The organism is Corynebacterium sp. Marseille-P3884 (assembly GCF_017942225.1).
GTDB lineage: Bacteria > Actinomycetota > Actinomycetes > Mycobacteriales > Mycobacteriaceae > Corynebacterium.
On record NZ_JAGKSD010000006.1, the window covers coordinates 96,414 to 122,801 of the forward strand.

Sequence of the window (26,388 nt, forward strand, 5' to 3'; positions counted from 1 at the left end):
GGGCTACCTCCGCTTCGTGATGTTGGCGAACGACGTGTTGGTGAACACTGCGAAAAGCAGCATCGCGCCGAGGAAGAATTTGAACCAGTCGGGATTCCACCCGGCGTAGACAATGCCCTGGTTCGTCATTCCGAAGATGAGCGCGCCGATCATCGTGCCGATGGCGGTGCCGCGGCCGCCTTTCATCGCGCAACCGCCGATGACGGCCGCGATAATGTACAAGAACTCGTTGCCCACGCCCTGGCCGGCTTGGATGGAATCGAACGCGAACAGCGTGTGCATACCCACGAACCAGGCAGCGAAACCGACGGTCATAAATAGTGCGACCTTGACGCGGCGCACAGGGACGCCCACTGCGCGCGCGGCTTCCTCGTCGCCGCCGACCGCTGTGATCCAGTTGCCGAATTTCGTGCGGAAGAGAATGAACGAGGCAATGGCGACAAACAGCAACCACCAAACGACCGTGACGCTGATGCGTACGTCGCCAATGTGGAAGCTGCCGGCGAAGAATGTGCGCGCTGATGGGAAGCCCTCCATGTCGGCGATCGTCGGTGTAGCCACCTGGCCGGTGACGAGTTTTGTCACCGCGAGGTTAAGACCTTGAAGCATGAGAAAGGCGGCCAGGGTGATGAGGAAGCTGTCGATGCCTGTGCGTGAGACGAGAATGCCGTTGAGCGCACCGATGCCGAGAGAAATGAGCAGGGCAAGGCCCGCTCCCACCCACGAGTTCAGGTGCAGGTTGTAGTTGAGCATCGTCGCCGCGAGTGCCGCGGTGGTGACGGCGACACCGGAAGACAGGTCGAATTCGCCGCCGATCATGAGAAGGCCGACGGCCAGCGCAACAATGCCGAGCGTCGAGCTAGCGTAAAGGATCGTCGCTATCGCCTCGAACGAACGGAATGCGGGCGCGACTGCGAGAAACAGCGCGAGGATGACCAGGAAACCGAGCAAGCTAGCCAGCTCCGGACGGCGGATCAGCTTCGCCAGACCAGTATGCGTCCTGAGTCGATCGTCCGGTTCTGCGTCCTGCGGTGAGACGTGGGCTGTCACGTCTTTGTCCGGCTGCGGTGCGACTGTGCTCATCGCAACCCCTTCTTCGCCGCCTCAGTGACCTTGTCCACGTTGGAGCTGTCGACGAAACTCGGGCCGGTGAAGACCGGTTGGCCACCGCCGAAGGTGCCGCCGTTGCGCTTCGCCACCCACAGCGAATCCACCGCCAGGTACCCCTGCAGGTACGGCTGCTGGTCCACCGCCCAGGCGATTCGGCCGTCGGCAATCGCGTCGACGAGCTCCGCGTTGGTGTCGAAGGTGACCACCTGGGCTTCCGCGCCCGACTGCTTCACCGATTCGGTGGCACGCATGGCCACCGGGGCCTGCAGCGCGAAAACGGTGTCGAAACTGGAGTCCTGACTAAGCTTCGAGCTGATCGTCGCTTGCACCGAAGTCAGGTCTTGGCCGTTGACGTAGAGGTGCTCGACCTCGCCGTCGTCAAGCCCCTGTTTCACTCCGTTACAACGCGCTTCCTGCGAAGAATTTCCCTGCTCGTGGATGACGCAGAGAACCTTCTTCTTCCCTTCTTCTTTGAGCCTCTCGCCTGCCCTGGTGCCGGCGATGGTCTCGTCCTGGCCGAAGAATCCGCTGAGCCCGTAGGTTGTGTAATCGTCCATACCGGCATTCAGCCCAACCGTTGGGATTCCCGCGTCGACGGCGTTCTGCGCCGCGGGACCGATGGCTTCCGCATTCGGCATGGTCACCGCAATGCCGTCGACATTGGAATCGACCGCGGAGCGAACCAAGTTGGCCTGGTTCGGCGCTTGCGGGTCGGAGGAATACCGCAGCTCGATATTGTCTTTTTTGGCTGCGTCCTCCGCGCCCTTGCGCACAAGATCCCAGAAGGTGTCACCGGGTGCGCCATGCGTGACCATCGCGACGACGTACCGCGGGGTGTCCACCCCTCCGGCGGTGCCGTCAGAACCGTCGTTGCGCGGCGCCCCACCGGTGGCCGAGCACCCCGCCGCAGTCAGTCCGACAACTGCAACGATAGACGCTGCCTTGAAAAGTCTTCCGATTTTTAACACCCATACAGTGTGCCCCGCGCAGCGAAGGAAACCCGCATTCCAGAGCGACTTGACCGATTCAGAAGACTGCTCGCCGCATGCGCGAACTTAGATATCGGAAAGGCCCGGCCCGATGGGCACATCATCGACGATCGGGGTTAGCTCTGCCATGGCCGCTTTCATGTCGGCGATGTCCGCCTCATCGCCCTTGGAATGGCGAAACTGGTCGGCGGTCACCATCGCATTGCCCATGTTCGTGGTGCAGAAGAACAAGCGCAGATCAGCCGGCGGGTTCTTGGCGCAGGCGAAATAGCGTCCCTCGACGGTGAATTCGAGGTTGTCGAAAGACACGACCTCTTCTCCGTTCTCCCGTTGCTGTCGCTGGTAGTCCTCCGCGATGAAGGTCCGGAACTCATCGGCCGCCCGTTGCGGCTCGTCCGGGCAGGTGCTGTACGCGTCGCCCTCTTCGAGGTACGCGGCACCGACTGAATATTGCCACTGACCTGAGCCGTCCTGGTAGAACTTGTTCCAACCTCCGTCCATATCGTTGCTGAAGTTCGGGTCATGCGGCAGCTGGGTGAAGAACTCTGGCATTTTGTCCTGGAGTGCGTTGATGCTCGCTTCTCTGGCGCACGCTTTAGGATCAGGCTGCTCCAAAGTCGCGGAAACGGTCGCTTCGTCTTGCGCGATGTTTTCTTGGCCACTGTTCGTCGCCTCTGTCGAGCCATCGTCATTCATCGCGCCGCCGTCGTGGCTCGAGCAGCCCACCAGCATCACCGACGATGCCACAAGTGCTAGTACGGCCGTGTTCACTCTTCGCATGCATCCCTCTTCGCTTGTGCTCAACGTACGGGCCTGTTTTGCCCGCAAGATTACACACACGGGTCCACCTGGGATGCGATTTTTATGAAAGCGTTGTGCAGCGTGGCTGCGACGCCGGCAGCGTGGCTGCGACGCCGGTGTGGTGTCCGGTCTTAGGACTCTTCGAGGCGCTTGAGTTCGGCCTCAGGGTCGAAGTCCGGCTCGGGCCACTCCAGGTCAAGCTCGCGCAGTGCTTTCAGCAGCAGGGTCTTGACCACGGTGCGGCAATAGTCCTTGTCGTCGGAAGGCACGCAGTACCACGGGGCGACGTCGGTGGACGTGCGCTTGAGCGCGATCTCGTAAGCCTCCTGGAACTTGTCCCACAGCATGCGGTCTTCGATATCGCCCGGGTTGTACTTCCAGTGCTTGTCCTCGCGCTCAATGCGCTCGCGCAGGTTCTCGCCCTGGAATTCCTTGGAGATATGCGGCATGACCTTGATGATCTTGGTGCCCTTCGCCGCTGCTTCCGCCTCGAAGTCCACAATCGCGCCGTAGCGGCGCTCAATCTCCTCCGGCGGTGCCATTTCGCGGACGCGCTGCACCAGCACATCTTCGTAGTGGGAGCGGTCGAACACACTCACCATGCCCGGCTCAGGCAGGTGCGGTGCGATCCGCCACAGGAAGTCGTGCTTTTTCTCTTCCTCAGTGGGTTTACCGAAGGCCGTGATCTGCACGCCCTGCGGGTCGAGCACATCGCCCACGACATTTCGGATAATCCCGCCTTTTCCGGACGTATCCATTCCCTGAAGCACGAGCAAAATGGATCCAGTGCCCTCAACGCCGGCGCGGGCATTGGCGTACAAGCACTCCTGGAGATCGGCGATCTCTTCGTCGTACTTTTCAAATGCCTCGTCGACATTGCCCTTTTTCACACCAGGCGTGGAGTCCGGGTCCACATCCGCGAGCACGAAATCTTCATCGACGCGGAGCGCCTCAGCTTCCTTGATCGATACCTTCGCCATGGCTCGGTGTACTCCTATTTATCCGCAGACGGGGTTGTTGACTCGGGCGCTTCCGGCTCCGAGGAGAGCTCCGCTACAGCAGTTGCGGAATTCAGTTCCGTTTCCTCAGTGACATCAGGCGCGACGACGGCACCGGGTGTTTCAGACTGAGTATCGGTCAGATCAACATCACCGTCAGAGTCGGCGCCGGTGTCAGTATCGGTGTCGACACCGCTGTCTTCACCGGTCACGATGTCGGGGGCCTCGGCAGCATTGGCCTGGATGATGTCGTCGAGGACGGCGTGGATATACGGCGAGGCGTTGTCGCCGGCGTACTCGGTGGACATCTCCATGGCGTTGGCGATGGAGATCGGCGGGGCGACCTCGTCGTTGTACAGGATCTCCCAGGTACCCACGCGCAAAATAGCGCGGTCGACCGCAGGGATGCGGTGCAGCTCCCAATCCTCCGACAGGAATCGCTCGATATAGTCGTCGATCTCGTCGAGGTTCTCCGCCGCGCCGGCGATGATCTCACGCGTGTAAACAGCGATGGGCGCGACTGCGTTCACGGGGTCCTGTGCCAGTGCGGCACGTTCCTCGACGATGGCGACCGGGTCGAGGTCGCGGGTCTCCGCTTCGAAAAGGATGTCTACTGCGCGGCGGCGTGCACGGTAACGCGCACCATGACGTTTGTAATCAGGCATGTTCGCAAAAGAAGAATCAGGGGCAGGGACGATCAGGTGAAGTGAAAAATGAGGTGGACTCGGGGCTGAGTCCACCAGAATCGGAGCAGTTCGGGACTGCTCCCGTCAAGGCACAAGGCCTTGCATAGGTCGTTTAGTGTATAGGTCGTTTAGTTGCTCACGCGGGAGAGGTACTCCCCGGTGCGGGTATCCACCTTGAGCACGTTGCCGGTCTCGATGAACAGCGGGACCTGGATCTCAGCACCGGTCTCCAAGGTCGCCGGCTTGGTGCCGCCGGAGGAGCGGTCGCCCTGCAGGCCCGGATCGGTGTGCTGGACCTTCAGGTCCACGGAGATCGGCAGCTCGGCGAACAGTGCCTCGCCGTCGTGGAAGGAAACCTGAACACGCATGTTCTCCAGCAGGAACTTAGCGGCGTCGCCGAACTTGTCAGCGGGGAGCTCGAACTGCTCGAAGGTCTTGTCGTCCATGACGACGTAGCTGGTGCCGTCGTTGTACAGGTAGGTCATGTCGCGGCGGTCCACCGTCGCGGTCTCAACCTTCACACCGGCGTTCCAGGTCTTGTCCACGGTCTTGCCGGAGACGACGTCCTTGAGCTTCGTGCGGACGAACGCGGGGCCCTTGCCCGGCTTGACGTGCTGGAACTCGATGATCTGCTGCAGCTTGCCGTCAACCTTGAGCACAAGGCCGTTCTTGAAATCAGCGGTCGTTGCCACGATATTCTCCCTTAATTCGGCTCGGTGGGTGATTCAAACACAGCTATGCTACACCACCGCCAACCGCCGACCACTAACTCTGGCGGATTGATTGACGATCAGTGGTGGCGGAGGGCTCACCGCTAAAGAACGGTGAGTTCCTTCGGTGCCGGGGTGATCACCTTCGGCGCACCGGAGGTGATGATGAGAGTGTCCTCAATACGCACACCGCCCTTACCCGGCACATAAATGCCAGGTTCAATGGTGAGCGTCATGTTCTCCTCCAGCACGCCTTTGCCGCGCGTCGACGCCGCCGGACCTTCATGCACGTCGAGCCCGATACCGTGACCCGTGGAATGCACGAAGTAATCGCCGTACCCAGCAGCGTCGATAATGTCGCGGCACGCCTTATCGACGTCGACGAGCGCGCGCCCCGGCGTCGCCGCCGCGACTCCGGCCTTCTGTGCCTCCAGCACGATCTCGTAGATCTCCCGGTTGAAATCCGACGGCTCGCCGATACAGAACGTGCGCGTCATATCTGAATTGAAGCCGAGGTAATGGGCACCGAAATCAATGGTGACCAGGTCCCCGTCGGTCAGCTCCCGGTCGCCGGCGGCGTAGTGCGGCAACGCCGAATTGGGGCCCGAAGCGACAATGGTGTCGAAGCTGACGCGCTCGGAGCCCAACAGGCGCATCCGGTATTCCAGATCAGTAGCGACCTGCTTCTCAGTCCGGCCGACGCGCAGCTCACCAGCGTCGATAAGCTCGCGCAGCGCAGTGACCGCGATATCCGCTGCTTCCTCAAGTTTCTGGAGCTCGAAATTATCCTTGATCAAGCGGATTTGCTCGACAACTCCCTTGACGGGCACGAGCGTGACCGACTCCGGCGTGGCTTTGTTCAGGCCGTCGAGTTCATCCACCGTGGTCCGCGAAGGATCGAAGCCGACTCGCCACCCTTCCGGCACTGTCGCCAGGACAGCCGGACCTGCATCACGCTGAATGATCGCCTCGATATCCGGAACCTCCTCCGCGATCTGCGTGGTGTACCGGCCGTCGGTCGCGATCGCGGCGGACAGATCCTTATTCATCAGCAATGCGCCGTTGGAACCGCTGAAGCCGGAGAAATAGCGGACATTCGTCGGATCCGTGATCACAAATGAGTCGATCCGCTGCGCGGCAAGTTTCGCCGACAGCTTGCGGCGGCGGGTGAGAAAACGGGAATCGGCGAAGCTCATTAGTGAACGTCCCTCCTCAAGAAGTAATCGAGCGCCATCTCGTAGCCTGCGGTGCCCAACCCGGCGATGACGCCGGTGGCGATCGGTGAGAGGTACGAGTGATGGCGGAACGGTTCGCGCGCGTGCACATTCGAAATATGCACCTCGATGAAACCGGGGGTGCCCTGCAGCTCAACGAGGGCATCGCGCAGCGCCACCGACGTGTGGGTGAAACCTCCCGGGTTGATGATCACGGGCCAGGAATGATCAGCTGCCTCGTGAACAGCATCGATCAATTCGCCCTCGTGGTTCGACTGGATGAATGCGATCTCAGCCCCAGCCTGCTTGGCACGCTCGCGGAGGCGCTGCTCGATATCGGCCAGCGTCGTCGTGCCGTACACATCCGGCTGCCGCTTGCCCAACCTGTTCAAGTTGGGGCCGTTGAGTACCAGAATCTTCACGGTGGCCTCCTCACCGAGGGAGTTGATGTCAGATAAGCGTCATGATGACAGTTCAGTGTACGCGGATCGGAGCTCCTCGATCCCCGCATCCTCGATTCGGGTGGTGCTGCCGATGCCATCCAGCACAACGAAACGGATCTGGCCGTTGCGGTTTTTCTTGTCGTGCGTCATGCCCTCGAAGAGCTCGTCAAATGCGTCGGCGTCGTAGGTGGTCGGCAGACCGATTCCTTCGAGGATCTCGCGGTGAAGCTCCAACACGTCGTCGTCGATAAGCCCGCGATTGCGCGCGAGAATAGCGACGAACATCATGCCCACCGCGACGGCATTGCCGTGACGCCAGCGGTAATTCTCGCGCTTTTCAATTGCGTGGCCGAGCGTGTGGCCGTAGTTGAGGATCTCGCGCAACGAGGATTCCTTGAGGTCCTGGGCCACGACGGAGCCCTTCACCGCGACGGAACGCTCGATGAGCTCTGCGATTTTCTCGGCCGGGCTGCTGCCACCGGCGCGGTAGATATCCAAGATGATCGGGTCGGCGATGAAGCCGGTCTTGATGATCTCGGCCGAGCCGGCGATGAATTCCTCCTCCGGCAGCGTCTCTAGGCGGTCGAGGTCGATGAACACCGAATCCGGCTCGTGGAAAGCACCCACGAGGTTCTTGCCCGCGGCGGTATTGATGCCGGTCTTGCCGCCGACGGCCGCATCGACCATGGCCAGAAGCGTCGTGGGGACTTGGACGACCTTGATGCCGCGCATCCACGTTGCAGCGACGAAACCAGCCAAGTCGGTCGTCGCTCCCCCGCCCAGGCCCACGACAACGTCCTGACGAGAGAAATTCTTCTCGCCGAGGGCGTCCCACAGCTTTTCTGCGACAGCGAGCGACTTGCCGTCCTCCGCATCCGGAATCGGGGCCAGCGTCGCACTGATGCCGTTGTCCCCCAGCCGCTGCTGGAGAGATTCCGCCGCCGCGGTCAGCGGATCCTGGTGAACGATCAACGCCTGACGGGCACCGATCTCAACGATGCGCTGCGCCACCTGGTCATCCAGGCCGTGATCGATCCGGACGGTATACGGCGACGGTCCTGCGACCTTAATATCGGCCATGGCGGTTCTCCTTGGTTGAGAGGCGGCGTTGTGTGTCTGTGCCACTGCTGGACTGTGCTGGACTGCCAGCTGGGCCAGGTTCTCCGCTAGCGGGTATCGATGAGAGCGAGAATTTCGGCCACGAGGCGCTGCGGCGGGCGCGAATCGGTGCGCACCCGGTGCATCGCCACCTCGCGGTAGTACGGCTCGCGGGACTCCAGCAGGGCGCGGTAGTGCGCCTCCGGATCGTCGGCCTTAAGCACAGGGCGGGAATCATTGCCCGAGGTGCGGCGCACGCCCTCCTCGACCGAGACATCGATCCAGACGACATGGTGCGCCTGAAGGAGTTTGCGGGTGGATTCGGTGAGCACCGCGCCCCCGCCAAGGCTGACCACGCCACCGGACGCGAGCGAGCGTGCGACGTATTCTGCCTCGACCTCGCGGAAACGTTCCTCACCAAGCTCGCTGAAGACCTCACCGGTCGGCTTGCCTTCGCCCTTAGCGATCAGGTCGTCGGAGTCGACGAGTGGCAGGTTCATGGCGCGAGCGAGACGTCGCCCAATCGTGGATTTTCCGGCACCCGGCGGGCCGACGAGGACGACGCGGGGTGAGCCGTGGACGACGGGTTCCTCCGGGGCGCCGAACGCGGCGGCATCACCGTGGGAGCCGACCGGCTCGCCCCCGCCGGGCAGGATCTGACTACGCTGACGCGTGCTCGGTGCCGGGGTTCCGGAGGTGGCCGGGAAGCGCGCTGGACGCTGATGGCCCGTTACTGAATTAGTCATTTCCGTTTCCTCCGAATGCGAGACGCTCAGACACGTAGTGCTTATACGCTTCGACGTTCCGTTTCGTTTCCTCAACACTGTCTCCGCCGAATTTCTCCAGCGTTGCGCGTGCCAACACGAGTGCGACCATTGCCTCAGCGACGACACCGGCAGCGGGCACCGCACACACGTCGGAACGTTGGTGGATGGCTGTGGCCTTCTCCCCCGTCGCCATGTCGAGCGTCTGCAGCGCGCGGGGCACGGTGGAGATCGGCTTCATCGCCGCGCGCACGCGCAGCTGCTCACCGTTCGTCATGCCACCTTCGAGTCCGCCCGCGCGGTTGGTGGCGCGGTGGACACCATTCTCGTCGCGGAGAATCTCGTCGTGCGCCTCCGAACCGCGGCGACGCGCTTCCTCGAAACCATCGCCGACCTCGACGCCCTTGATCGCCTGAATGCTCATCAGGGCCGCCGCGAGTTGCGCATCAAGGCGCGTCTCACCGGAGACATGGGAGCCGAGCCCGATCGGCAGACCGTCCACGATGACCTCGACAATGCCGCCCAAGGTGTCGCCCGCCTTCTTCGCCGACTCGATTTCGGCGATCATGGACTCCTCCGCGTCCTTGCCGAAAGCGCGCACGGGAGATTCATCGATCGCGTCAATGTCGCTGAACTGCGGGGACGGACCATCGTACGGATCAGAGGCACCGATGGAGATCACGTGGGAGTAGACCTCTACGCCGAGCACCTCCCGAAGAAACGAGCGCGCGACAGTCGCGGCCGCCACGCGGGACGCAGTTTCGCGTGCCGACGACCGCTCCAGCACCGGACGTGCCGCATCAAAGCCGTATTTGACCATGCCGGAGAAATCCGCGTGGCCCGGGCGCGGGCGCGTCAGGGCTGCGCCGCGGCCGGAGTTCATGGCCTTGGCCACGTCGGGATCGTCATAGTCCAACGCGTCGGGCGACATGATCGTCGTCCACTTCGGCCACTCAGTGTTACCGATCATGATGGCGATCGGACTGCCAATGGTCTTGCCGTGCACCACGCCGGTCAGCAGGGTCAATTCATCCTGCTCGAACTTCATGCGTGCACCACGGCCGTAGCCGAGCCGGCGACGCGCGAGCTGGTGACCGATCTCATCCGCGGAGACAGTGACCCCAGCTGGCATATTCTCGACCAGTGCGACAAGCGCCTGACCGTGGGATTCACCTGCGGTAGTCCAACGAAGCATGCAGGCATTGTCTCATATTGATGTCAGGAAAGTGCTAGCAAACCCCACGATCCAAGACGCAGCAAGCATAGATGGCCCGTGGGCCATGGCCTTCGCCTTTTTGATTAGTAGCGCTACCACGGTGAACATGCTGGCAAGAAGCATTGCCGCGAGCACTGCGCCGGCCCCTCCAACCAGCGCCATCGCTACCCCCAGGGGCACCGCCAGCTTCACGTCTCCCCCGCCGATCCCGCGGCCCATGACCAGGTACGCCCCGGGCCAGATGAATCCGAGCACACCGACCGGCATGGCCACGCACGTAAGAAGCGCCGCTCCAGCCGCCGGCAAGGTCCACGCATCAGGCAGCCGCCGTTGCTCCACGTCCACCACCACGAGCGCCACCGTCCACACCGCGACGAGAGCGCACATGATCACAGCGACCACGATCGCTGTCGCCGAGCTGACTGCTACGACCCCAGATGAATCCCCCATGAGCCTTACGCTAAAGCCACCACACCACAGTGCGCACGGCAAGAATGCGCACTGTAATGCGCAGTGCTCAATTTATTGGATCCGTTGACTCAGGCTGTGTCTGGTCAACGGATCTTGCGCGTCAACGGTTCTTGCGCGTGACCCCGGTGGGTGCGACCCATCCGACGTGGCGGAAAAGCGCTTCGCGCATCTCTTCGCGTGGGGCAGGCACACCTGTGAACTGCTCGAATTGGGAATACGACTGGCAGGCGAGCATGACGAGCCCGCCGACGGTCAGGTATCCATTCGACGCAGCCCTGGTCGCCAGCGGTGTCGGCCAGGGGTTGTAGATGACGTCGAGAAGCGGAGCGTGCCCGAGCTCTTTTTCCCGTCCCTCGATCGCTGCGGGAGGAACCGTGGAAATAATGAGGTCCACGCTCATCGCCAGCGGCTCGAGGTCACGGTTGAAATCAATGAATTCCGCCTCCACACCACCGAGCAGCGGGAGCAGCTCATCCGAACGGTCGGAGCGGTTGAGAACCGTGACCTTCTCCGCCCCGCGCTCGGCAAGCGACCACAGAGCGGGACGTGCGGTTCCGCCGCCGCCGATCACGAGAGCATGCCCGATCGCAGTTTGCTTGCCGACGAGCTCGTCCAGCGCCCCCGCGATTCCCTCACAGTCAGTGTTGTCGGCGCGCCACGTATCGCCGTCGCGAACGAGTGTGTTCGCCGAACCGATCGCCTGTGCGCGCTCCGAGACATCATCGGCGAATTCGAGGGCCGCGAATTTCCCCGGCATCGTCACTGAGAAACCGCGGTATGCTTCCCCCGCCCCGCCGACGATGCCGGGAAGCTGCTCGGCATCGCATTCGATGCGCTCGTAGGTCCAACCCTCAAGCCCAGCAGCTTCGTAACCGGCACCGTGCAGGACCGGCGACAAAGAGTGCTCGACCGGGCTGCCGAGGACGGCTGCTTTACCGCCGCCGGCGGGAATCGCTGTGCTCATGTGCTCGTGCTTCCGCTTCTAGAGCGCCTGTCTGACTCTGTCCGACCTAGCGCTGTGAATCGAGGATGCCGGAATCGTATGCCTTCTGGACATTAGCCTGGTGCTCCTCGAAGGTGTTGCTGAACAGGGTCGTGCCCTTGTCGTCGACGGTGACGAAGAACAGCCACTCGCCTTCCGCCGGGTGCTCCATCGCCTGGATCGCTTCCTCGGACGGGGAGGCGATCGGGGTCTTCGGCAGGCCGTCCATGGCGTAGGTATTCCACGGCGTGACCTTCTGGCGGTCTGTGTCGCCAGTAGCCAGCTCGACCGATTCGAGGCCGTAGTTGACGGTGGAGTCGAACTCCAGTCGCATCGGTTCCTTGAGGCGGTTGAGGATCACGCGAGCGACCTTGTCGAATTCGCCTTCCGGCGCCTCACGCTCCACCAGGGATGCTGCGGTGAGCAGATCGTACGGGCTCAGACCCACGGCCTTGGCGCGGCCGACGATATCGGTGCCGTTGTACTTGTCCGCCGAGCGAGTGATCAGGTCCTTCAGGATCGTCTCCGCGTCTGCACCCGGGTCCACGATGTACTCGCCCGGAGCAATGAGACCCTCGAGGCGCTTCGGGTCGCCCTTGTGCGCGTTGACCCGCTCGATCGCCCATTCCGGCACGCCGAGGCTGGCGGGATCGGAATTCGCCGCAACGTCGTGGAGGTCTTCCACCTTGACGCAGTCCTTGTTCTCGCCGTCGGAGCCGCACGAGACATTCGAAATATTGGTGTAAATACCGAACCGGGTGTCGCCGCCGACGACCTTGACGTCCATGAGCGTCAAACCGCCAGGGATCTTCAGCATGTCCACCTTGTTGGCAGGATCGAGCAGCGCGGCCACTGCCTCTTCGGCGCTCATTTTCTCCTGCAGGCGGTAGAAGCCCGGTTGGATACTGTCCGCATCCGGATTGGTCATCGCCGCATTCTGGAAGGCTTTGTCCGAGCGGACGATCCCCTTCTCGGCGAGCGCGGGGCCCATTGCAGTAAGCGAGGATCCTTCGGGGATCTCAACGACCTGCTCGACGCCATTGCCGGCACCTTTGAAGTCGCTTCCAGTGGAGTTGCTGCGTGCAAAAGCAATGTAGACGACGGCGCCAATGATCAACAGGATCGATGCGACCAGCACCGCGACACCGCGGGTGCGCCCCCCAGACGTAGTTGCCGAGCTCACGTTCAGGTCTCCTTGGGTTCTGGCGACGTGCCCGCACCGTGTGCGGCAGACGTATCTGCCTGCTCCGGCGCGCCCATGTCGCGGTAGTTGTTTCGTCCGTCCAGCCAGGACTGGAGGATGGCCACTGCCGCGGCCTGGTCAATGACAGATCGTCCAGCTTTCTCACTCACGCCGGATGCGCGCAACGCGTGCGTCGCCTCCACGGTGGTGAGCCGCTCATCGGCATACCGGACCGGTACATCGCTGCGGCGCGAGATCCGGAAGCCGATTTCCTTCGCGTGCTTGACGCTGGACGAACCATTTCCTTGCAAATCGCGCGGAAGCCCCACGACGACTTCAACGGCGTCGTACTCCTCGATGATCTCCAGCAACCGTTCAATATCCGCGCCGTCGCGGTCTTTGAAACCCGTGACGCGCTTGACTGTCTCCACCGGGGTGGCCAGGCGTGCATCACGGTCAGAGGAAGCGACGCCGATCCGGACGGTGCCCACATCGAGACCGATGCGGCGGCCGTTCCCCGGGTCGTCGACCCCGGGGGTATCCGGATGAACTTTCATCGTTGGCGGGTTCCCTTTTCTCGTGCTGGAAGTGCCGTCGTTTCCACGGTAGTGCCACTCGGCACGGTCGTGGACCATGGACAGGGCGTGTCACGTAATCAATTCGTGACCTTCCTGAACCCTATCCTATATCTGGGCGATGCGGTCCCGAAGGGCTGCGAAGCCGGCATCAATGCCTGCAGCATCCGAACCCGAACCCTGCGCGAGATCCGGCTTGCCACCGCCCTTGCCACCGACATATCCGCCGAACAGGCCAACGAACTCGCCGGCCTTGATGCCCTCGTCGACAGCTGCCTTTGTCGCAGCCACAGCGAACGGCACCTTGCCATCGGCATCCGCGGCCAGCACGATCACTGCCGGGGAATCACCGAAGCGGCCGCGCAGATCCGTGGCGATGGTGCGCATGTCGCCGCCGGTCGTGCCGTCGGGAAGCTTCACGCTCAGGTAGCGGAATGCCCCGACCTCTTCTGCCTTATTCACCAGCTCGCCGGTCTGGTTGGCCAGTTCCTTCTTGCGCAGATTCTCGATCTCCTTCTCAGCGGCGCGGAGGCGCTCGGTGAGCTGAGCGATGCGCTCCGGAAGATCCTCAGACGGGGTCTTCATCTCGCTGGCGAGCAGGTTCGCAATAGCGGCTTCCTTGGAGAAGTACTGGAAGGAATCCATGCCCGAGTACGCCTCAATACGGCGTGCACCCGATCCGACAGACGACTCGCCGAGCACGGCCACCGGGCCGATCTGCGAGGAGTGGTCCACGTGCGTGCCGCCGCACAGCTCGATGGAGAACGGTCCGCCGATCTCCACGACGCGCACCTCGTCGCCGTAGTTCTCGCCGAACAGGGCCATCGCGCCCATTGCCTTCGCCTCGTCCAAGGAGGTCTCGAAGGTGTTGACGGCGAAGTCCGCGTCGACCGCCTGGTTGGCGATGGTCGAGATCTCCTCCAGCTGCTCGGGGCTCAACTGGTCGGTGTAATTGAAGTCGAAGCGCAAGTAGCCCGGCTTGTTCATCGAGCCAGCCTGCACGGCGGTCGGGCCGAGCACCTGGCGCAGCGCCGCGTGAATCAGGTGCGTCGCGGTGTGCGCCTGACGGGCACCGTGGCGCCACGTCGGATCGACCTCCGCGCGGACGGTCTGGCCGACGTCGAGTCCGCCGTTTGCCACGGTCGCCTTGTGCACCCAGAGCTTCTTGTTGCCGACCTTCTGGACATCGTGCACGTCGAGGACCGTGTCGCCGACGATGATGCGGCCACGGTCAGCGAGCTGTCCGCCGCCTTCGGCATACATCGGGGTCACATCGAGAATGACCTCGACCTCGTCGCCCTGGGCAGCCTCCCCGACCTTCTCGCCGCCGCGGACGAGGCCCAGGACCTTTCCTTCGTGGCTCAGCTCGGTGAAGCCGACGAATTCGGTCGGGTGACCGTCGATCCACTCACGGTAGAGCGATTCATCAATATTGCCGTGCTTCTTGGCCTTGTTGTCGGCCTTGGCGCGCTGCTTCTGCTCGTCCATCGCCGCGTGGAAGGCATCCATGTCCACGTCCAGGCCAGCCTCGGCGGCCATTTCGAGGGTCAGGTCGATCGGGAAGCCGTAGGTGTCATGCAGCTCGAAAGCCTTCTCCCCCGGAACCGTCTTCTGGCCGGCAGACTTGAGCGCCGTGGCCGTCTCGTCGAAACGCGTGGTGCCGGATTCGAGGGTCTTCAGGAAGGCCTTTTCCTCGGCGACAGCGACGCGGAGGATGCGCTCGCGGTTGTCCGCGATCTCCGGGAAGGACGGTGTCATCGTGTCCATGATGGTGTTCATGAACGTCTCCAGCGTGTTACCGGTGGCACCCAGCAGGCGCGCGGAACGTACGATGCGGCGCATCAGGCGGCGCAGGATGTAGCCGCGGCCTTCATTCGACGGGGTGACACCGTCGAGAATGATCATCATCGCGGTGCGGGAGTGGTCGGCGATGACGCGGAAGCGCACATCGTCTTCCTGCTTGCCAGCGCCGTACTTCGTGCCGGTCAGCTTCTCCGCCGCCTGAATCACGGGTGCGAGCAGATCTGTCTCGTAGACATTGTCCACGCCCTGCAGCAGGCAGGCGAGGCGCTCGATGCCCAGGCCGGTATCGATATTCTTCTTCGGCAGCTCGCCGACGATCTCGAAATTGCCCTTCTTATCGCCCTCGCCGCGGATGGACTCCATGAACACGAGGTTCCAGATCTCCATGTAGCGGTTATCGTCGGCGATCGGGCCGCCGTCGGCGCCGTATTCCGGGCCACGGTCGTAGTAGATCTCGGAGCACGGGCCGCACGGGCCGGGGATGCCCATGGACCAGAAATTGTCCTCCATGCCCATGCGCTGGATGCGGTCAGCGGAAACTCCGCCCTTGTCACGCCAGATCTCGGCCGCTTCATCGTCGTCCGTGTAGACGGTCACCCACAACCGCTCCGGGTCGAGCCCGAAACCGCCATCAGCCTGCGACTTCGTCAGCAGGTCCCACGCGAGCGTGATCGCGCCTTCCTTGAAGTACTGGCCGAAGGAGAAGTTGCCCGCCATCTGGAAGAAGGTGTTGTGGCGGGTGGTGATGCCCACTTCCTCGATGTCCAGGGTGCGCACGCATTTCTGGATCGAGGTGGCCTTGCCGTTCTCGAACGGCGGGTTCTGCTGCCCCAAGAAGTACGGCTTGAACGGCACCATGCCCGCGTTGACGAACAGCAGGGTCGGGTCGTCGAGAATCAGCGAAGCGCTAGGCACGGGCGTGTGCCCAGCGTCGACGAAGTGCGAGGTGAACCGGTCGCGGATCTCATGGGTCTGCACAGAAGAATCCTTAAGCGTTAGTAAAGCGTTGACAGTGCGTTTCTCGTCGTTACACCTTACCCGCGCTACGCCATCTCACGGTCACTAGCTCACGGGCACAACGCTTATCGACGCCTATTCTCCCCGCACCATTTCCCTCAGCCTCTCCGCATACGACTGAATACGTTTCTCCGCTCCATGGTCGGTGGGCTGGTAGTACCGGGCATCGTCGAGCCCTTCCGGCATATACCGTTGCTCCACTACACCGCGCGGGTCATCGTGCGGGTAGAGGTAGCCGACCGCATGGCCGATCTTTTTCGCTCCTTCGTAGTGGCCGTCACGAAGGTGCGGCGGAACGGCACCGGTGCGTCCGGCGCGGACGTCGGCAAGCGCTGCGTCGATCGCTTTGATCACCGACGGCGACTTGGGCGCGGTCGCCAAATGGATGGTGGCTTGCGCGAGCGGCAGGCGTCCTTCCGGCATGCCGATGAACTGGACCGCATTGGCCGCCGCCGTCGCCGTTTGCAGCGCGGTCGGATCCGCCATGCCGATGTCCTCGGACGCGTGGATGACCAGGCGGCGGGCGATGAACCGCGGGTCCTCCCCCGCTTCGATCATGAGCGCGAGGTAGTGGAGCGCCGCATCCACGTCGGAGCCGCGGATCGACTTGATGAACGCCGAGGTGATGTCGTAGTGCTGGTCGCCATCGCGGTCGTAGCGCACCACTGCACGGTCAACGCTGTTCTGCACGACCTCGAGGGTGATCGATTTCTGCTCCCCGTCACCTGCGCCCTCGGCAGCCGCTTCGAGGTAGGTCAACGCGCGGCGCGCATCGCCCCCGGCGAGCAGGACAAGCTGCTCACGCGCGTCGTCGTCAAGCGTCACTGCTCCGCCTAGGCCTCGTTGGTCTTCGACGGCGCGGTCGATCACGGTCCTGATGCCGTCGTCGTCAAGCGATTCCAGCTTCAACAGCAAAGAGCGCGACAGCAACGGCGCCACCACGCTGAAGGACGGATTTTCTGTCGTCGCTGCCACGAGCAGCACCGTGCGGTTTTCCACCGCGGCGAGCAACGCGTCCTGCTGCGTCTTCGAAAATCGGTGCACCTCGTCGATGAACAGCACCGTGCGCTGCCCGCGCACGAGGTCCTGCTTGGCGCCCTCGAGCACCTCGCGGACCTGTTTGACGCCCGACGACAGCGCCGACAACCCCACGAAGTTCTGCCCCATGGCGCCCGCGATGAGCGAGGCGATCGTCGTCTTGCCGGTGCCCGGTGGGCCATAAAGAATCACCGATGCTTCGCCGGAGCCCTCCACGAGCCTGCGGAGCGGACGGCCTGGGCCGAGGAGGTGCTCCTGGCCCACGAGCTCATCGAGGGTCCGCGGCCGCATCCGGGCTGCAAGCGGCGCTGAAGACCCCGCGTCGAAAAAAGCGGTGCCCCGCGCAGCGCTGCTGAGGCTCGCTCCGGATTGCCCCGAGCTACCCGAGCCCGACGGATCCGTGAACAAACCGCCCTGCGTCATACCAGCTGCTCCGCTACCCGGCGGGCGAAATCCGCCGTCACCGCATACGTCGGCTCCGTGCCCGTCGCCGCGTAGCGCGCCAGGGCATCGAAGGTACCGGCCACATCCCTGCGGATCACCCGCGCCTCAGCTTCATCCTCGGGCGCCTCCCCGTCTCCTGCTGCGTCTTCCACACCCCGCACGTACTCGAGCAACGAGGCACTGAAAAACGCCCAGCCGATCAGCGCCGCGGTAATCCGCGCTTGCAACGTGTCGTGGTTGAGCACCGACGGCCACACGTCGCCGACTTCCGCCACCCACGCTTCAACGAAGACTGCCGTTTCATGCTCGCTGATCGGCCGCGCCGAAATGTACTGCGGGAAACCAGCGATCACCCCAGCGATATCCGCCACGACATCACGGAAACCAGCCCACTCGTAGTCAAGGAATTGCGCGCGCTCGGCGAAAATAATGTTGTCCGGCGACAGGTCGAACGGCGTGAACGCCCGCGACCCGCCGTGCAGCATGCGCACCTGCACCGTCTGGGCCACAGCAGCGACATCCGCGGGCACGTCAATGCCCATCTGTCGGATGATGTCCACGCCTTCTTCAATACGGTTTTCCAGCATCGCTTCGCGCTGAATCTGGATCTCCCGCGCGCCGTCGATGGAGCGGAGCATGCGCGCCAGCAAAATATTGAAGCTCGTCTCCGCCCCCGCGGTTCCGGCATGCATCTTGCCCAACGACGTGCCCAGATTCCGCAGCAGACGCACGCGCGCCTCGTCGTCGGACTGGTCGAGCAGATCAGCGAAGGTCTCACCGTTGCCCACATCCGACAGGATCAGCGTGCGACGCTCGATGTCGTACCCCAGCAAGACAGGACCAGGGCGCACATCTTCGCTTAACGACGTCGTGAACTGGTACGCCACCACTTCCCTCAAAAAAGCTGCGTCGTCCACCTCATCATTCGACTCCGGCGAATATTTCACCACGACGGACCGGTGAGGAAACACCGGATTATTCGCCACACGTAGACGCAGCACCGTCGTCGCACCGGTACCGCTGAGCTCCTCAGGGTCCGTCAACTGCTGCTGCCCGCCGTAGCGGTTGTTCAACACCGCTTCGGCAGTGGCGATGATTTCTTGGTTATCCAGCATGTTCAGACAGCCGACGCAGAGCACTCACGACCCCGGCCGGCCTCGCCCTTTTAGTTGTCCGCCTCGGCCTTGTTCTCAGTCTCGGCCTTGCCCTCGGCCGAGGCATCCTTCTTCTCCGGCTTGAAGTCCACGCCGGTCTCCTTGCGCTGGGCAGCCGGAATGGTGCCCGGGGCGTCGGTAAGCGGATCGACGCCGCCGCCCGACTTCGGGAAGGCGATGACATCGCGGATCGAATCGAAGCCGCCCAGCAACGACACGATGCGGTCCCAGCCGAACGCGATGCCGCCGTGCGGCGGTGCGCCGTAGGAGAATGCGTCGAGCAGGAAGCCGAATTTCTCCTGTGCTTCCTCGTTAGTGATGCCCATGACGTCGAAGACGCGCTTTTGCACATCCTGGTTGTGGATACGGATGGAGCCGCCGCCGATCTCATTGCCGTTGCAGACGATGTCGTAGGCGTAGGCGAGTGCCTCGCCCGGCTCCTTGTCGAAGGTGTCCAGGTACTCCGGCTTCGGCGACGTGAACGCGTGGTGCACAGCCGTCCACTGGGAGTGGCCGAGTGCGACATCGCCGGAGGCCGTGGCGTCGGCAGCCGGCTCGAACAGCGGTGCGTCGACGACCCAGGTGAACGCCCAGTCACCTTCCTTGATCAGGCCGAGCTTGTTCGCGATCTCGCCACGAGCGGCGCCGAGCAGCGCACGGGAAGACTTGGTGTCGCCAGCGGCGAAGAAGATGCAGTCGCCCGGCTTCGCGCCGACGTGATCGACGATGCCCGCCTTCTCCTCGTCGGTGATGTTCTTCGCGACGGGGCCAGTGAGCTCGCCGTCCTCCTGCACGAGGATGTACGCCAAGCCCTTGGCACCGCGCTGCTTCGCCCAGTCCTGCCATGCGTCCAGCTGACGACGCGGCTGCGATGCGCCACCGTCCATGACCACAGCACCGACGTACTCGTTTTGGAACACGCGGAACGGGGTGTCCTTGAAGAACTCAGTGCAGTCCACCAGCTGAATATCGAAGCGCAGATCCGGCTTATCCGAGCCGTACTTCTCCATCGCTTCCTTGTAGGTCATGCGCGGAATCGGCGTGGTGATCTCGTAGCCGATCAGCTTCCACAGCTCAACCAGGATCTCCTCGGCGAGCTCAATAACGTCATCCTGGTCGACGAAGCTGGCCTCAATATCCAGCTGGGTGAATTCCGGCTGGCGGTCAGCGCGGAAATCCTCGTCGCGGTAGCAGCGCGCGATCTGGTAGTAACGCTCCATGCCCGACACCATGAGCAGCTGCTTGAACAGCTGCGGGGACTGCGGCAGTGCGTACCACGTACCCGGACGAAGACGAGCCGGAACCAGGAAGTCGCGGGCACCCTCCGGGGTCGAACGCGTAAGAGTCGGCGTCTCGATCTCCACAAACTCGTGCTTGTTCAGCACGTCGCGGGCAGCTTTGTTCGCCTTCGAACGCAGGCGCAGAGCCTCGGCCTGGCGCTCACGGCGCAGATCCAAGTAGCGGTAACGCAGGCGAGTCTCCTCGCCGACCTCGCTGGAGGAGAAATCCTCCACCTGGAACGGCAGCGGCGCAGAGGTAGACAGGACAGTCAACTCGGTCGCGTTGACCTCGATCTCGCCGGACGCGAGATTCGGGTTAGCGGAGCCCTCCGGACGCGGCTCGACGACACCGGTGACCTTCACGCAGTACTCGCTACGCAGGTCGTGAGCGGCCTCAGCCACCTCGGATTCACGGAAGACGACCTGTGCGTAACCGGAACGGTCGCGCAAGTCGATGAAGATCACACCGCCGTGGTCACGGCGGCGGCCGACCCAACCAGTCAGCGTGACGGTCTGACCGTCCATTTCTTTACGGAGATCCCCTGCAAGGTGAGTGCGCAGCACGGTTTCCTCCACGTCCTTCCACGTGTTGTCCAACTATTTCTCAACTCACGTGAGTCTACCGAATGGCCCCGGTGCATCTCCCTAGAAGGTTCCCACCCCCGGAACCTCCCTTGTTTATGGCATGATTTGGCCCATGACCTTTAAGAGTGGTGTGACGCCCTCCGGGCGTGGAGTCAGTACGAGCAGTGGCCCCAGCGGCGGCAGAGGCGGCGGCATGCCCATCATGCTCGGCGGCGGCGGCCTCGGCACGGTCGTCCTACTCGTCCTCTACCTGCTTCTCAGCCGCGGTGGCGGCCTTGGCGGTGGCCCGGCCGAACCCGGCCAGCAGGCTCAGCAACAGCAGCAGCAGGGCGAAAACAACCTCGAACACTGCAGTGCTGAAGGTGCCGTGAACGAGTACGCGGATTGCCGCGCTGCTGCCATGGCCGATTCGCTCAACGCTGTGTGGCCCACCGTGCTCTCCGAGCAGGCCGGCATCGAATACAGCGAGCCGGGTCTGCGTCTGTTCCAGAACAGTGTCCAGAGTGGGTGCGGTAATGCGTCGTCAAGCACGGGCCCCTTCTACTGCCCGCGCGATGAGCACATCTACCTCGACACCAGCTTCTTCGATCAGCTTGAACAGCTCGGCGGAAGCTCTGCTCCCCTGTCTCAGATGTACGTCGTCGCCCACGAGTGGGGCCACCACATCCAGAACCTCGAGGACACCCTCGGCCTGAGCAACTACGAAGACCCGGGCGAGGACTCCGCAGCCGTCGCCATCGAGCTGCAGGCTGACTGCTACGCCGGTATTTGGGCATCCCAGGCAGACAAGGGCGAAAACGCCCTGCTCGAGCCCATCACCGAGGACCAGCTGAAGTCGGCTATTGAGACCGCCCGCGCCATCGGCGATGACCACATCCAGCAGCACTCCGGCCAAGACGTCAACCCGGATGCCTGGACGCACGGTTCCTCCGAGCAGCGCCAAGAAGCGTTCCTCAGCGGCTACAACAGCGGCTCCATGGCCAAGTGCGACACCCTCAACCGCGGCGTGTACAAGGGCTAGATCTATATATAAACGATGACCAAGGGCGACAACAGCAGCGATCAGGACGCTCAGCACAGCGCACGGCCCAGCAATCGCGCTGTGCCGTTTCTCGCGGCGTTCAACGAGATCGAGAGTTTCCTGCGCTCCGCCTTGGACGCGAAGAAGACCGACGGCTTCAACTGGATGGTCTCCAAAGCGGAAAAGCGCCACATCGTCACCACCGGACAGGCCAACGATCTCAAGGAATTCGCTGGGCTTAGGAACGCCATCAGCCACGGCGAATACCAGGACTACCGGCCCATCGCCGAACCCCTGCCCGAGGCAGTCGCCGAGATCGAGGCCATCCGCGATCAACTCCTCCACCCAGCCCTGGCTATAGATGTCATCGGCCACCAGGACGTGATCACGTTCTCGCCCGACGAGGACATTCACGAGGCACTCCACGCCATCCGCGACACGGGCATCTCCCAGTTCCCCATTTACGACGACAAACAGTGCCGTGGCGTCCTGACCACCAACACGATCGCCCGGTGGCTCGCCGACGAGCTCGGCGAAGACGATTCCATCGCCAACTCGAGCATCGAGCACGTGCTCACCTTCAACGAGCGCAAGGACAAAGCCGTGTTCCTTCCCCGGACCGCCACAGCCACCGAGGTCATCGCCGCGCTCACCTCACCCTCGCGCAAGCAGGTCCTGCCCCGCCTCGTGATCATCACCGAACACGGGCACAACAACCAGCAGCCTCTGCGCGTGATCACGCCCTCGAACCTGCCCGCGCTCTTCGACGCGGTCTAGTTCCCCGCTCGCGCGGGATGCTGGTGAATCTGTTTACACTTCGCCCCGCTGCCACTGAACCCCAAAACGCGCTGACCTCTACTTATAAATAAGCAGACATGTCGGAGATGTAAACAGATTCACCGGTGGGCCTGCACCAACTATTTTCCGGCAGATCCTGCCCCAAGATCTCGCCCCACCAAAATCGGGCTTCAGTCCCCCAGCTCCTGCCCGAGCGGGCCTGCCAGCACAAGGCGCACGAGATACAGCACCATCGCGGGCACAAAGAAGAACACCAGCGGCACGGAGAAAGCGAGAGGCAGCTTGACGACGACCCACACTGCCCCGGCCACCACCGCCACCGCGATGAGCGTGCGGCCGAGGAACTGGAACGTGTGCTGGATCGACGATGTAGCGAGCTGAGCGAAACCTGGGGCCGGCGAGTTCTCAGCACCCGAACTGCCCGAACTACCCGAGTTATCTGAACCGACCGACGCCAGCGCAAAGAACCACACGCTGATTCCGGCGATGATGAATGCTCCGGCCAACGCCAGAGCTTGGATCACCGTGAGCGCGAAACCGTCCACGCCGGCTTGGAAGACCACGAACTGCTGGTAAACCAAGAGCGCACCGGCAGCCAATAACAACACCCAAAACACGGAAGCAGCGCGCCAGGCCACGGTGAGCTGGCGAATGAACATGAGAGCGTAGCGGGAGCCCCGGCCCTGCACCATCTCCCCGACCACGACATTGGCGGCACGCCACGCGGCTCCACCGGTCACCACCGGCAGCGAGGTGACCACCAGCAGCATATTCAGGATCACGATGTCCGCCAGCAGCGTGAACGCCGCCATGAACTTCGAGTCGGGGTGGAAAAACTGCATGACCGGACCGCTACCTGACCATTAGCCCTTCACAGCGCCGGCGGCGACACCCTCGATAATGTGCTTCTGCGCCGAGACGTAGAAGATGATGATCGGGGTGATCGCCAGCACCAGCATCGCCATCATGGCGCCCAAGTCGCGGTCGCCCTGCGAGCCGATGAACTGCTGGATCACGACCGGGATGGTGCGGTACGGGGTGGACAGGCCGATCACGAGGTACGGCAGGAGGTAATCATTCCAGATCCACATCGCGTTCAGAATCGCCACGGTGATGGCGGTCGGCTTCAGCATGGGCAGCACGACGCGGAAGAAGGTGGTCAGCGGGGAGCAGCCGTCGATATGCGCGGCTTCTTCGATCTCCAGCGGGATGGATTTGATGAAGCCGGAGAACATGAACACACTCAACCCGGAGCCGAATCCGAGGTAGAGCACGATCATGCCGAGCGGATTAGCCAAGCTGAGGCGGTCGGCAATGACCACGGTCGGGAACATGACCATCTGGAACGGGATGACCATGGAGAACACGAATGCGTAGTAGAGCGCGCTCGTCCACCAGGTCTTGACGCGGGTGATGTAGTAGGCGGTCATCGCGGAGAAGAACACGACGGCGACAACGGAGCTGATCGTGATCACGAACGACCACACGATCGCCCACCCGAAACCTTCGCCTTGCACGCCGGTGACATAGTTCGTCAGCCCGGCCCACAGTTCACCCGTCGGCAGCGCGAACGGGTTGGTGGAGATGGCGAAGCGATCCTTGAACGAGTTCAACAGAATGAACGCGATCGGCCCGAGGAACACGATGGTGAGAAACACCAGCACCGCGTAGATGAGGACCTTGGAGCCGCCCGACACGGTCGATTCGTCCCCGGCCTTTTTCTTTTTGCTTATCGACGGCACGTTCCGGTCCGCCTTCTTATCCGCTTTGATACTCGTAGTCATGGTTTATGCCTCCACTTCCCTGCTGCGGGTGGCACGCAGCTGGAACATAGCGATGGCGACGACAACGACGACGAAGATGACTGCCTTCGCCTGGCCGACGCCCTCGGCGCCCACTCGGTTGAACATGGTCTTGACGATGTTGAGGGCGACCATTTCGGTCTGTCCGCCGGGAGCGCCGTCGGTGAGCGCCAGGTTCTGGTCGTAGACCTTGAACGTGTTCGACAGCGTCAAAAACAGGCAGATGGTGATCGACGGCATCATCAGCGGAATGGTCACATGCCGCAGCTGTTGCCACTTGGACACACCGTCGATCTCTGCGGCCTCGATGAGCTCCGGCGGAACGTTCTGCAGGCCGGCGATGTAGATGATCATCATGTAGCCGATGAGCTGCCAGTTCATCAGCATGATGAGGCCCGCGTAGCCGAAGCGCCAGTCGGCGGAGATCGTGGTCTCGTAATTAGCCAGCACGGCATTGATCATCGACTGCCAGGTGTAGCCCAGCACGATGCCGCCGATCAGGTTCGGCATGAAGAAGACCGTGCGGAAGAAGTTGGTGCCGCGCAGTTTACGGGTCAAGATCCACGCGATGGCGAATGCGATGACGTTGACGGTGATGATGGACACCACCGCGACAAGGATCGTGAACAGCAGCGCGGAGACGAAGCCTTCGCGCTCGCTGAACACGCGGGCGTAGTTGTCCAAACCGACCCAGGTGGCGTCGGTAATGGTGGTGAATTTAGTGAACGATAGTGCCGTACCGACGATGAACGGCACGAAGAACGCGATGCCGAATGCGAGGAGCGTCGGCAGCACGAAGATCGGGAAATATTTCTTCAGTGTCTGTTGCATGATGTGATCCTGTGGTTGCTCCCGGCCCGCCTAATCCAACAGCGCGATCTGGTTGGCCATCTCGTAGTTCCAGTCTTCCTTGAGCTTGTTCACCAAGTCCTGCCACGTGAGATTTCCGTTGGCGTACTGGGCGAGGTTCTGCCCGTAGAGGTCACGGAACTGCTGGTTCGGGGTGTACTGGAAGTCCCACGGAAGCGCTTCTGTCTCAGTGTCGTTGAGCGCTTCCTGCACTTGGCGCGCCAGCGGGTCGTCCGGGACGTCGTCGACGCCGTAGTTCTCGAACGGGGCGATGAAACCGAGGTCGTTGACAACGAGTTCTTTGCCCCGCTCGGACAGGAAGAGCCACTTCAGGAAGTCCCTTGTTGCCTGCTGGTCTTCCTCGCTGGCTTTGTTGTTGACCGACAGGAAGTTCTCGGTGCCGACGTTGATACCGACGTTCTCCTCGTTCGGCAGCCCCATATACATCGGCATGAACTTGACCTTGTCTTCCTTGACCACGTTGCCGCCCTCACCGGAGATCTGACCCCAGGCCCAGTTTCCGTTTTGCACCATGGCTGCTTTGCCAGTGGCGAATTCAGCCATGGCGTCGGACACGGCACGCGCAGATGCCAAGCTCGGCTTCACCGTGGAATTCTGCAGATAAAGGTCGAAGAGGTTGTGGTAGTTCTCCCCGTAGGTGAACTCCACATCGGCCATATCGGAGAAGTCCTGAATGTCGCGGTCGACGATCTCATAATGGAGGGGACCATTCATGAGGTGGTTGGTCCAGCGCCATTCCTCACCGGCACCGAGCGATGTCGCGGCGAATACGCCCTCGATGCCTAATTCATCTTTGCGGGCCTGCATGTCCTCAGCGACGGCCTTCAAGTCGTCGAAGGAGTTGAGCTCCTCCATGGATCCAACCTTCGCGTCCGGCAGCGCGAAGTAGGCGTCCATGATCTCTTCGTTGTAGAGAATGCCGAAGCCCTCCATGGCAAAGGGAATGCCCACTACTTGGTCATTCGCATTGGTGATCGGCTGAGCGTCGTCCTGCAGAGCCTGGGTGATCTCGTAGTCGGACATGTCGGCCAAGTAGTCCTTCCAGATGCCGTAGCCTTCTTGGCCGTTGATCTGGAACAACGTTGGCGCGTTGGACTTGGCCATCTCGGCCTTGAGAGTCTGCATGTAGGAACCAGATGCGGCGGTGACCACTTTGACCGGAACGCCGGTCTGGGCGGTGTACTCTTCCGCGATCTGCTCGAACTGCTCCGCCTGCTCCGGTTTGAAGTTCAGGTAGTACACGTTCGGGCCGTTGTTCTGCCCGCACGCGGTGAGCAGCGACGCGCTCAACCCGACAGCGGCGACGGCCGCTAGCGCTCGGGTGGTCGGTTGCATG

Annotated in this window: 25 protein-coding genes; 2 read left to right on the forward strand and 23 right to left on the reverse strand. The window is 62.5% G+C overall.

Features of this window, described 5'->3' with window-relative positions; all coding sequences use genetic code 11:
* Nucleotides 1-3 precede the first annotated feature (3 nt).
* The 19 genes from J5Y21_RS05245 to aspS all read right to left on the reverse strand — a co-directional run bounded on the left by J5Y21_RS05245 (nt 4) and on the right by aspS (nt 20,540).
* On the reverse strand, nt 4-1,083 hold the full coding sequence (locus tag J5Y21_RS05245) for an ABC transporter permease (protein ID WP_210573448.1): 1,080 nt from the start codon (nt 1,081-1,083) through the stop codon (nt 4-6).
* Nucleotides 1,080-2,069, reverse strand: a complete 990-nt coding sequence (locus tag J5Y21_RS05250; protein ID WP_349236949.1) for a substrate-binding domain-containing protein — start codon at nt 2,067-2,069, stop codon at nt 1,080-1,082. The genes J5Y21_RS05245 and J5Y21_RS05250 overlap by 4 nt, the downstream gene beginning before the upstream one ends.
* Nucleotides 2,070-2,165: 96 nt before the next feature.
* On the reverse strand, nt 2,166-2,870 hold the full coding sequence (locus J5Y21_RS05255) for a hypothetical protein (RefSeq protein WP_210573450.1): 705 nt from the start codon (nt 2,868-2,870) through the stop codon (nt 2,166-2,168).
* 161 nt (nt 2,871-3,031) lie between these two features.
* The gene (locus J5Y21_RS05260; RefSeq protein ID WP_210573451.1) at nt 3,032-3,880 is read right to left on the reverse strand and encodes a PPK2 family polyphosphate kinase; all 849 of its coding nucleotides are present in this window, start codon (nt 3,878-3,880) and stop codon (nt 3,032-3,034) included.
* Nucleotides 3,881-3,894: 14 nt separating this feature from the next.
* Entirely contained in the window at nt 3,895-4,563 is a 669-nt protein-coding gene (gene nusB / locus J5Y21_RS05265) for a transcription antitermination factor NusB (protein WP_210573452.1), read from the reverse strand.
* A 149-nt stretch (nt 4,564-4,712) separates the two neighbouring features.
* Complete coding sequence (efp, locus tag J5Y21_RS05270; protein WP_210573453.1) at nt 4,713-5,276, reverse strand: elongation factor P; 564 nt, start codon at nt 5,274-5,276, stop codon at nt 4,713-4,715.
* A 122-nt stretch (nt 5,277-5,398) separates the two neighbouring features.
* The gene (locus tag J5Y21_RS05275) at nt 5,399-6,490 is read right to left on the reverse strand and encodes a Xaa-Pro peptidase family protein (protein WP_210573455.1); all 1,092 of its coding nucleotides are present in this window, start codon (nt 6,488-6,490) and stop codon (nt 5,399-5,401) included.
* Nucleotides 6,490-6,930, reverse strand: a complete 441-nt coding sequence (gene aroQ / locus J5Y21_RS05280) for a type II 3-dehydroquinate dehydratase (RefSeq protein ID WP_210573456.1) — start codon at nt 6,928-6,930, stop codon at nt 6,490-6,492. Before aroQ ends, J5Y21_RS05275 begins: the two co-directional genes overlap by 1 nt.
* A 39-nt stretch (nt 6,931-6,969) precedes the next feature.
* Complete coding sequence (gene aroB / locus J5Y21_RS05285; RefSeq protein ID WP_210573458.1) at nt 6,970-8,031, reverse strand: 3-dehydroquinate synthase; 1,062 nt, start codon at nt 8,029-8,031, stop codon at nt 6,970-6,972.
* Between the two features lie 86 nt (nt 8,032-8,117).
* Entirely contained in the window at nt 8,118-8,795 is a 678-nt protein-coding gene (locus J5Y21_RS05290; protein ID WP_210573460.1) for a shikimate kinase, read from the reverse strand.
* The gene (aroC, locus tag J5Y21_RS05295; protein WP_210573462.1) at nt 8,788-10,008 is read right to left on the reverse strand and encodes a chorismate synthase; all 1,221 of its coding nucleotides are present in this window, start codon (nt 10,006-10,008) and stop codon (nt 8,788-8,790) included. Before aroC ends, J5Y21_RS05290 begins: the two co-directional genes overlap by 8 nt.
* A 12-nt stretch (nt 10,009-10,020) precedes the next feature.
* Nucleotides 10,021-10,479: a prepilin peptidase gene (locus J5Y21_RS05300; RefSeq protein ID WP_246874964.1), complete on the reverse strand. Its 459-nt coding sequence runs from the start codon at nt 10,477-10,479 to the stop codon at nt 10,021-10,023.
* 121 nt (nt 10,480-10,600) lie between these two features.
* The gene (locus tag J5Y21_RS05305) at nt 10,601-11,464 is read right to left on the reverse strand and encodes a shikimate dehydrogenase (protein WP_210573464.1); all 864 of its coding nucleotides are present in this window, start codon (nt 11,462-11,464) and stop codon (nt 10,601-10,603) included.
* 46 nt (nt 11,465-11,510) lie between these two features.
* Nucleotides 11,511-12,665 (reverse strand): endolytic transglycosylase MltG, encoded by a 1,155-nt coding sequence (gene mltG / locus J5Y21_RS05310; RefSeq protein ID WP_210573466.1) that lies wholly within the window; start codon nt 12,663-12,665, stop codon nt 11,511-11,513.
* A 2-nt stretch (nt 12,666-12,667) separates the two neighbouring features.
* Entirely contained in the window at nt 12,668-13,222 is a 555-nt protein-coding gene (ruvX, locus tag J5Y21_RS05315) for a Holliday junction resolvase RuvX (RefSeq protein WP_210573468.1), read from the reverse strand.
* 126 nt (nt 13,223-13,348) lie between these two features.
* Nucleotides 13,349-16,021: an alanine--tRNA ligase gene (alaS, locus tag J5Y21_RS05320; protein WP_210573470.1), complete on the reverse strand. Its 2,673-nt coding sequence runs from the start codon at nt 16,019-16,021 to the stop codon at nt 13,349-13,351.
* A gap of 114 nt (nt 16,022-16,135) precedes the next feature.
* Complete coding sequence (locus tag J5Y21_RS05325; RefSeq protein ID WP_210573471.1) at nt 16,136-17,521, reverse strand: replication-associated recombination protein A; 1,386 nt, start codon at nt 17,519-17,521, stop codon at nt 16,136-16,138.
* The gene (locus tag J5Y21_RS05330; RefSeq protein WP_210573472.1) at nt 17,518-18,657 is read right to left on the reverse strand and encodes a phosphotransferase; all 1,140 of its coding nucleotides are present in this window, start codon (nt 18,655-18,657) and stop codon (nt 17,518-17,520) included. Before J5Y21_RS05330 ends, J5Y21_RS05325 begins: the two co-directional genes overlap by 4 nt.
* A 50-nt stretch (nt 18,658-18,707) precedes the next feature.
* Nucleotides 18,708-20,540, reverse strand: coding sequence for an aspartate--tRNA ligase (gene aspS, locus J5Y21_RS05335; protein ID WP_210573548.1), 1,833 nt, complete (start codon nt 20,538-20,540; stop codon nt 18,708-18,710).
* Nucleotides 20,541-20,673: 133 nt separating this feature from the next.
* Here aspS and J5Y21_RS05340 point away from each other — a divergent pair, with 133 nt between their 5' ends.
* Both J5Y21_RS05340 and J5Y21_RS05345 read left to right on the forward strand, forming a co-directional pair.
* Nucleotides 20,674-21,582, forward strand: coding sequence for a neutral zinc metallopeptidase (locus J5Y21_RS05340; protein ID WP_210573473.1), 909 nt, complete (start codon nt 20,674-20,676; stop codon nt 21,580-21,582).
* A 15-nt stretch (nt 21,583-21,597) separates the two neighbouring features.
* Complete coding sequence (locus J5Y21_RS05345; protein WP_210573474.1) at nt 21,598-22,359, forward strand: CBS domain-containing protein; 762 nt, start codon at nt 21,598-21,600, stop codon at nt 22,357-22,359.
* A gap of 191 nt (nt 22,360-22,550) precedes the next feature.
* On the opposite strand, the gene J5Y21_RS05350 is transcribed toward J5Y21_RS05345, so the two are convergent.
* The 4 genes from J5Y21_RS05350 to J5Y21_RS05365 are packed head-to-tail and all read right to left on the reverse strand — an operon-like array spanning nt 22,551 to nt 26,387.
* A complete protein-coding gene (locus J5Y21_RS05350; RefSeq protein ID WP_210573475.1) occupies nt 22,551-23,222 on the reverse strand; it encodes a hypothetical protein in 672 nt (223 codons plus the stop codon).
* 21 nt (nt 23,223-23,243) lie between these two features.
* Nucleotides 23,244-24,164 carry a carbohydrate ABC transporter permease gene (locus J5Y21_RS05355; RefSeq protein WP_210573476.1) on the reverse strand — a complete coding sequence of 307 codons (921 nt, stop codon included), beginning with the start codon at nt 24,162-24,164 and terminating at the stop codon, nt 23,244-23,246.
* A 3-nt stretch (nt 24,165-24,167) separates the two neighbouring features.
* The gene (locus J5Y21_RS05360; protein ID WP_210573478.1) at nt 24,168-25,013 is read right to left on the reverse strand and encodes a sugar ABC transporter permease; all 846 of its coding nucleotides are present in this window, start codon (nt 25,011-25,013) and stop codon (nt 24,168-24,170) included.
* 30 nt (nt 25,014-25,043) lie between these two features.
* The gene (locus J5Y21_RS05365; protein WP_210573480.1) at nt 25,044-26,387 is read right to left on the reverse strand and encodes an ABC transporter substrate-binding protein; all 1,344 of its coding nucleotides are present in this window, start codon (nt 26,385-26,387) and stop codon (nt 25,044-25,046) included.
* Nucleotide 26,388: the final 1 nt, after the last annotated feature.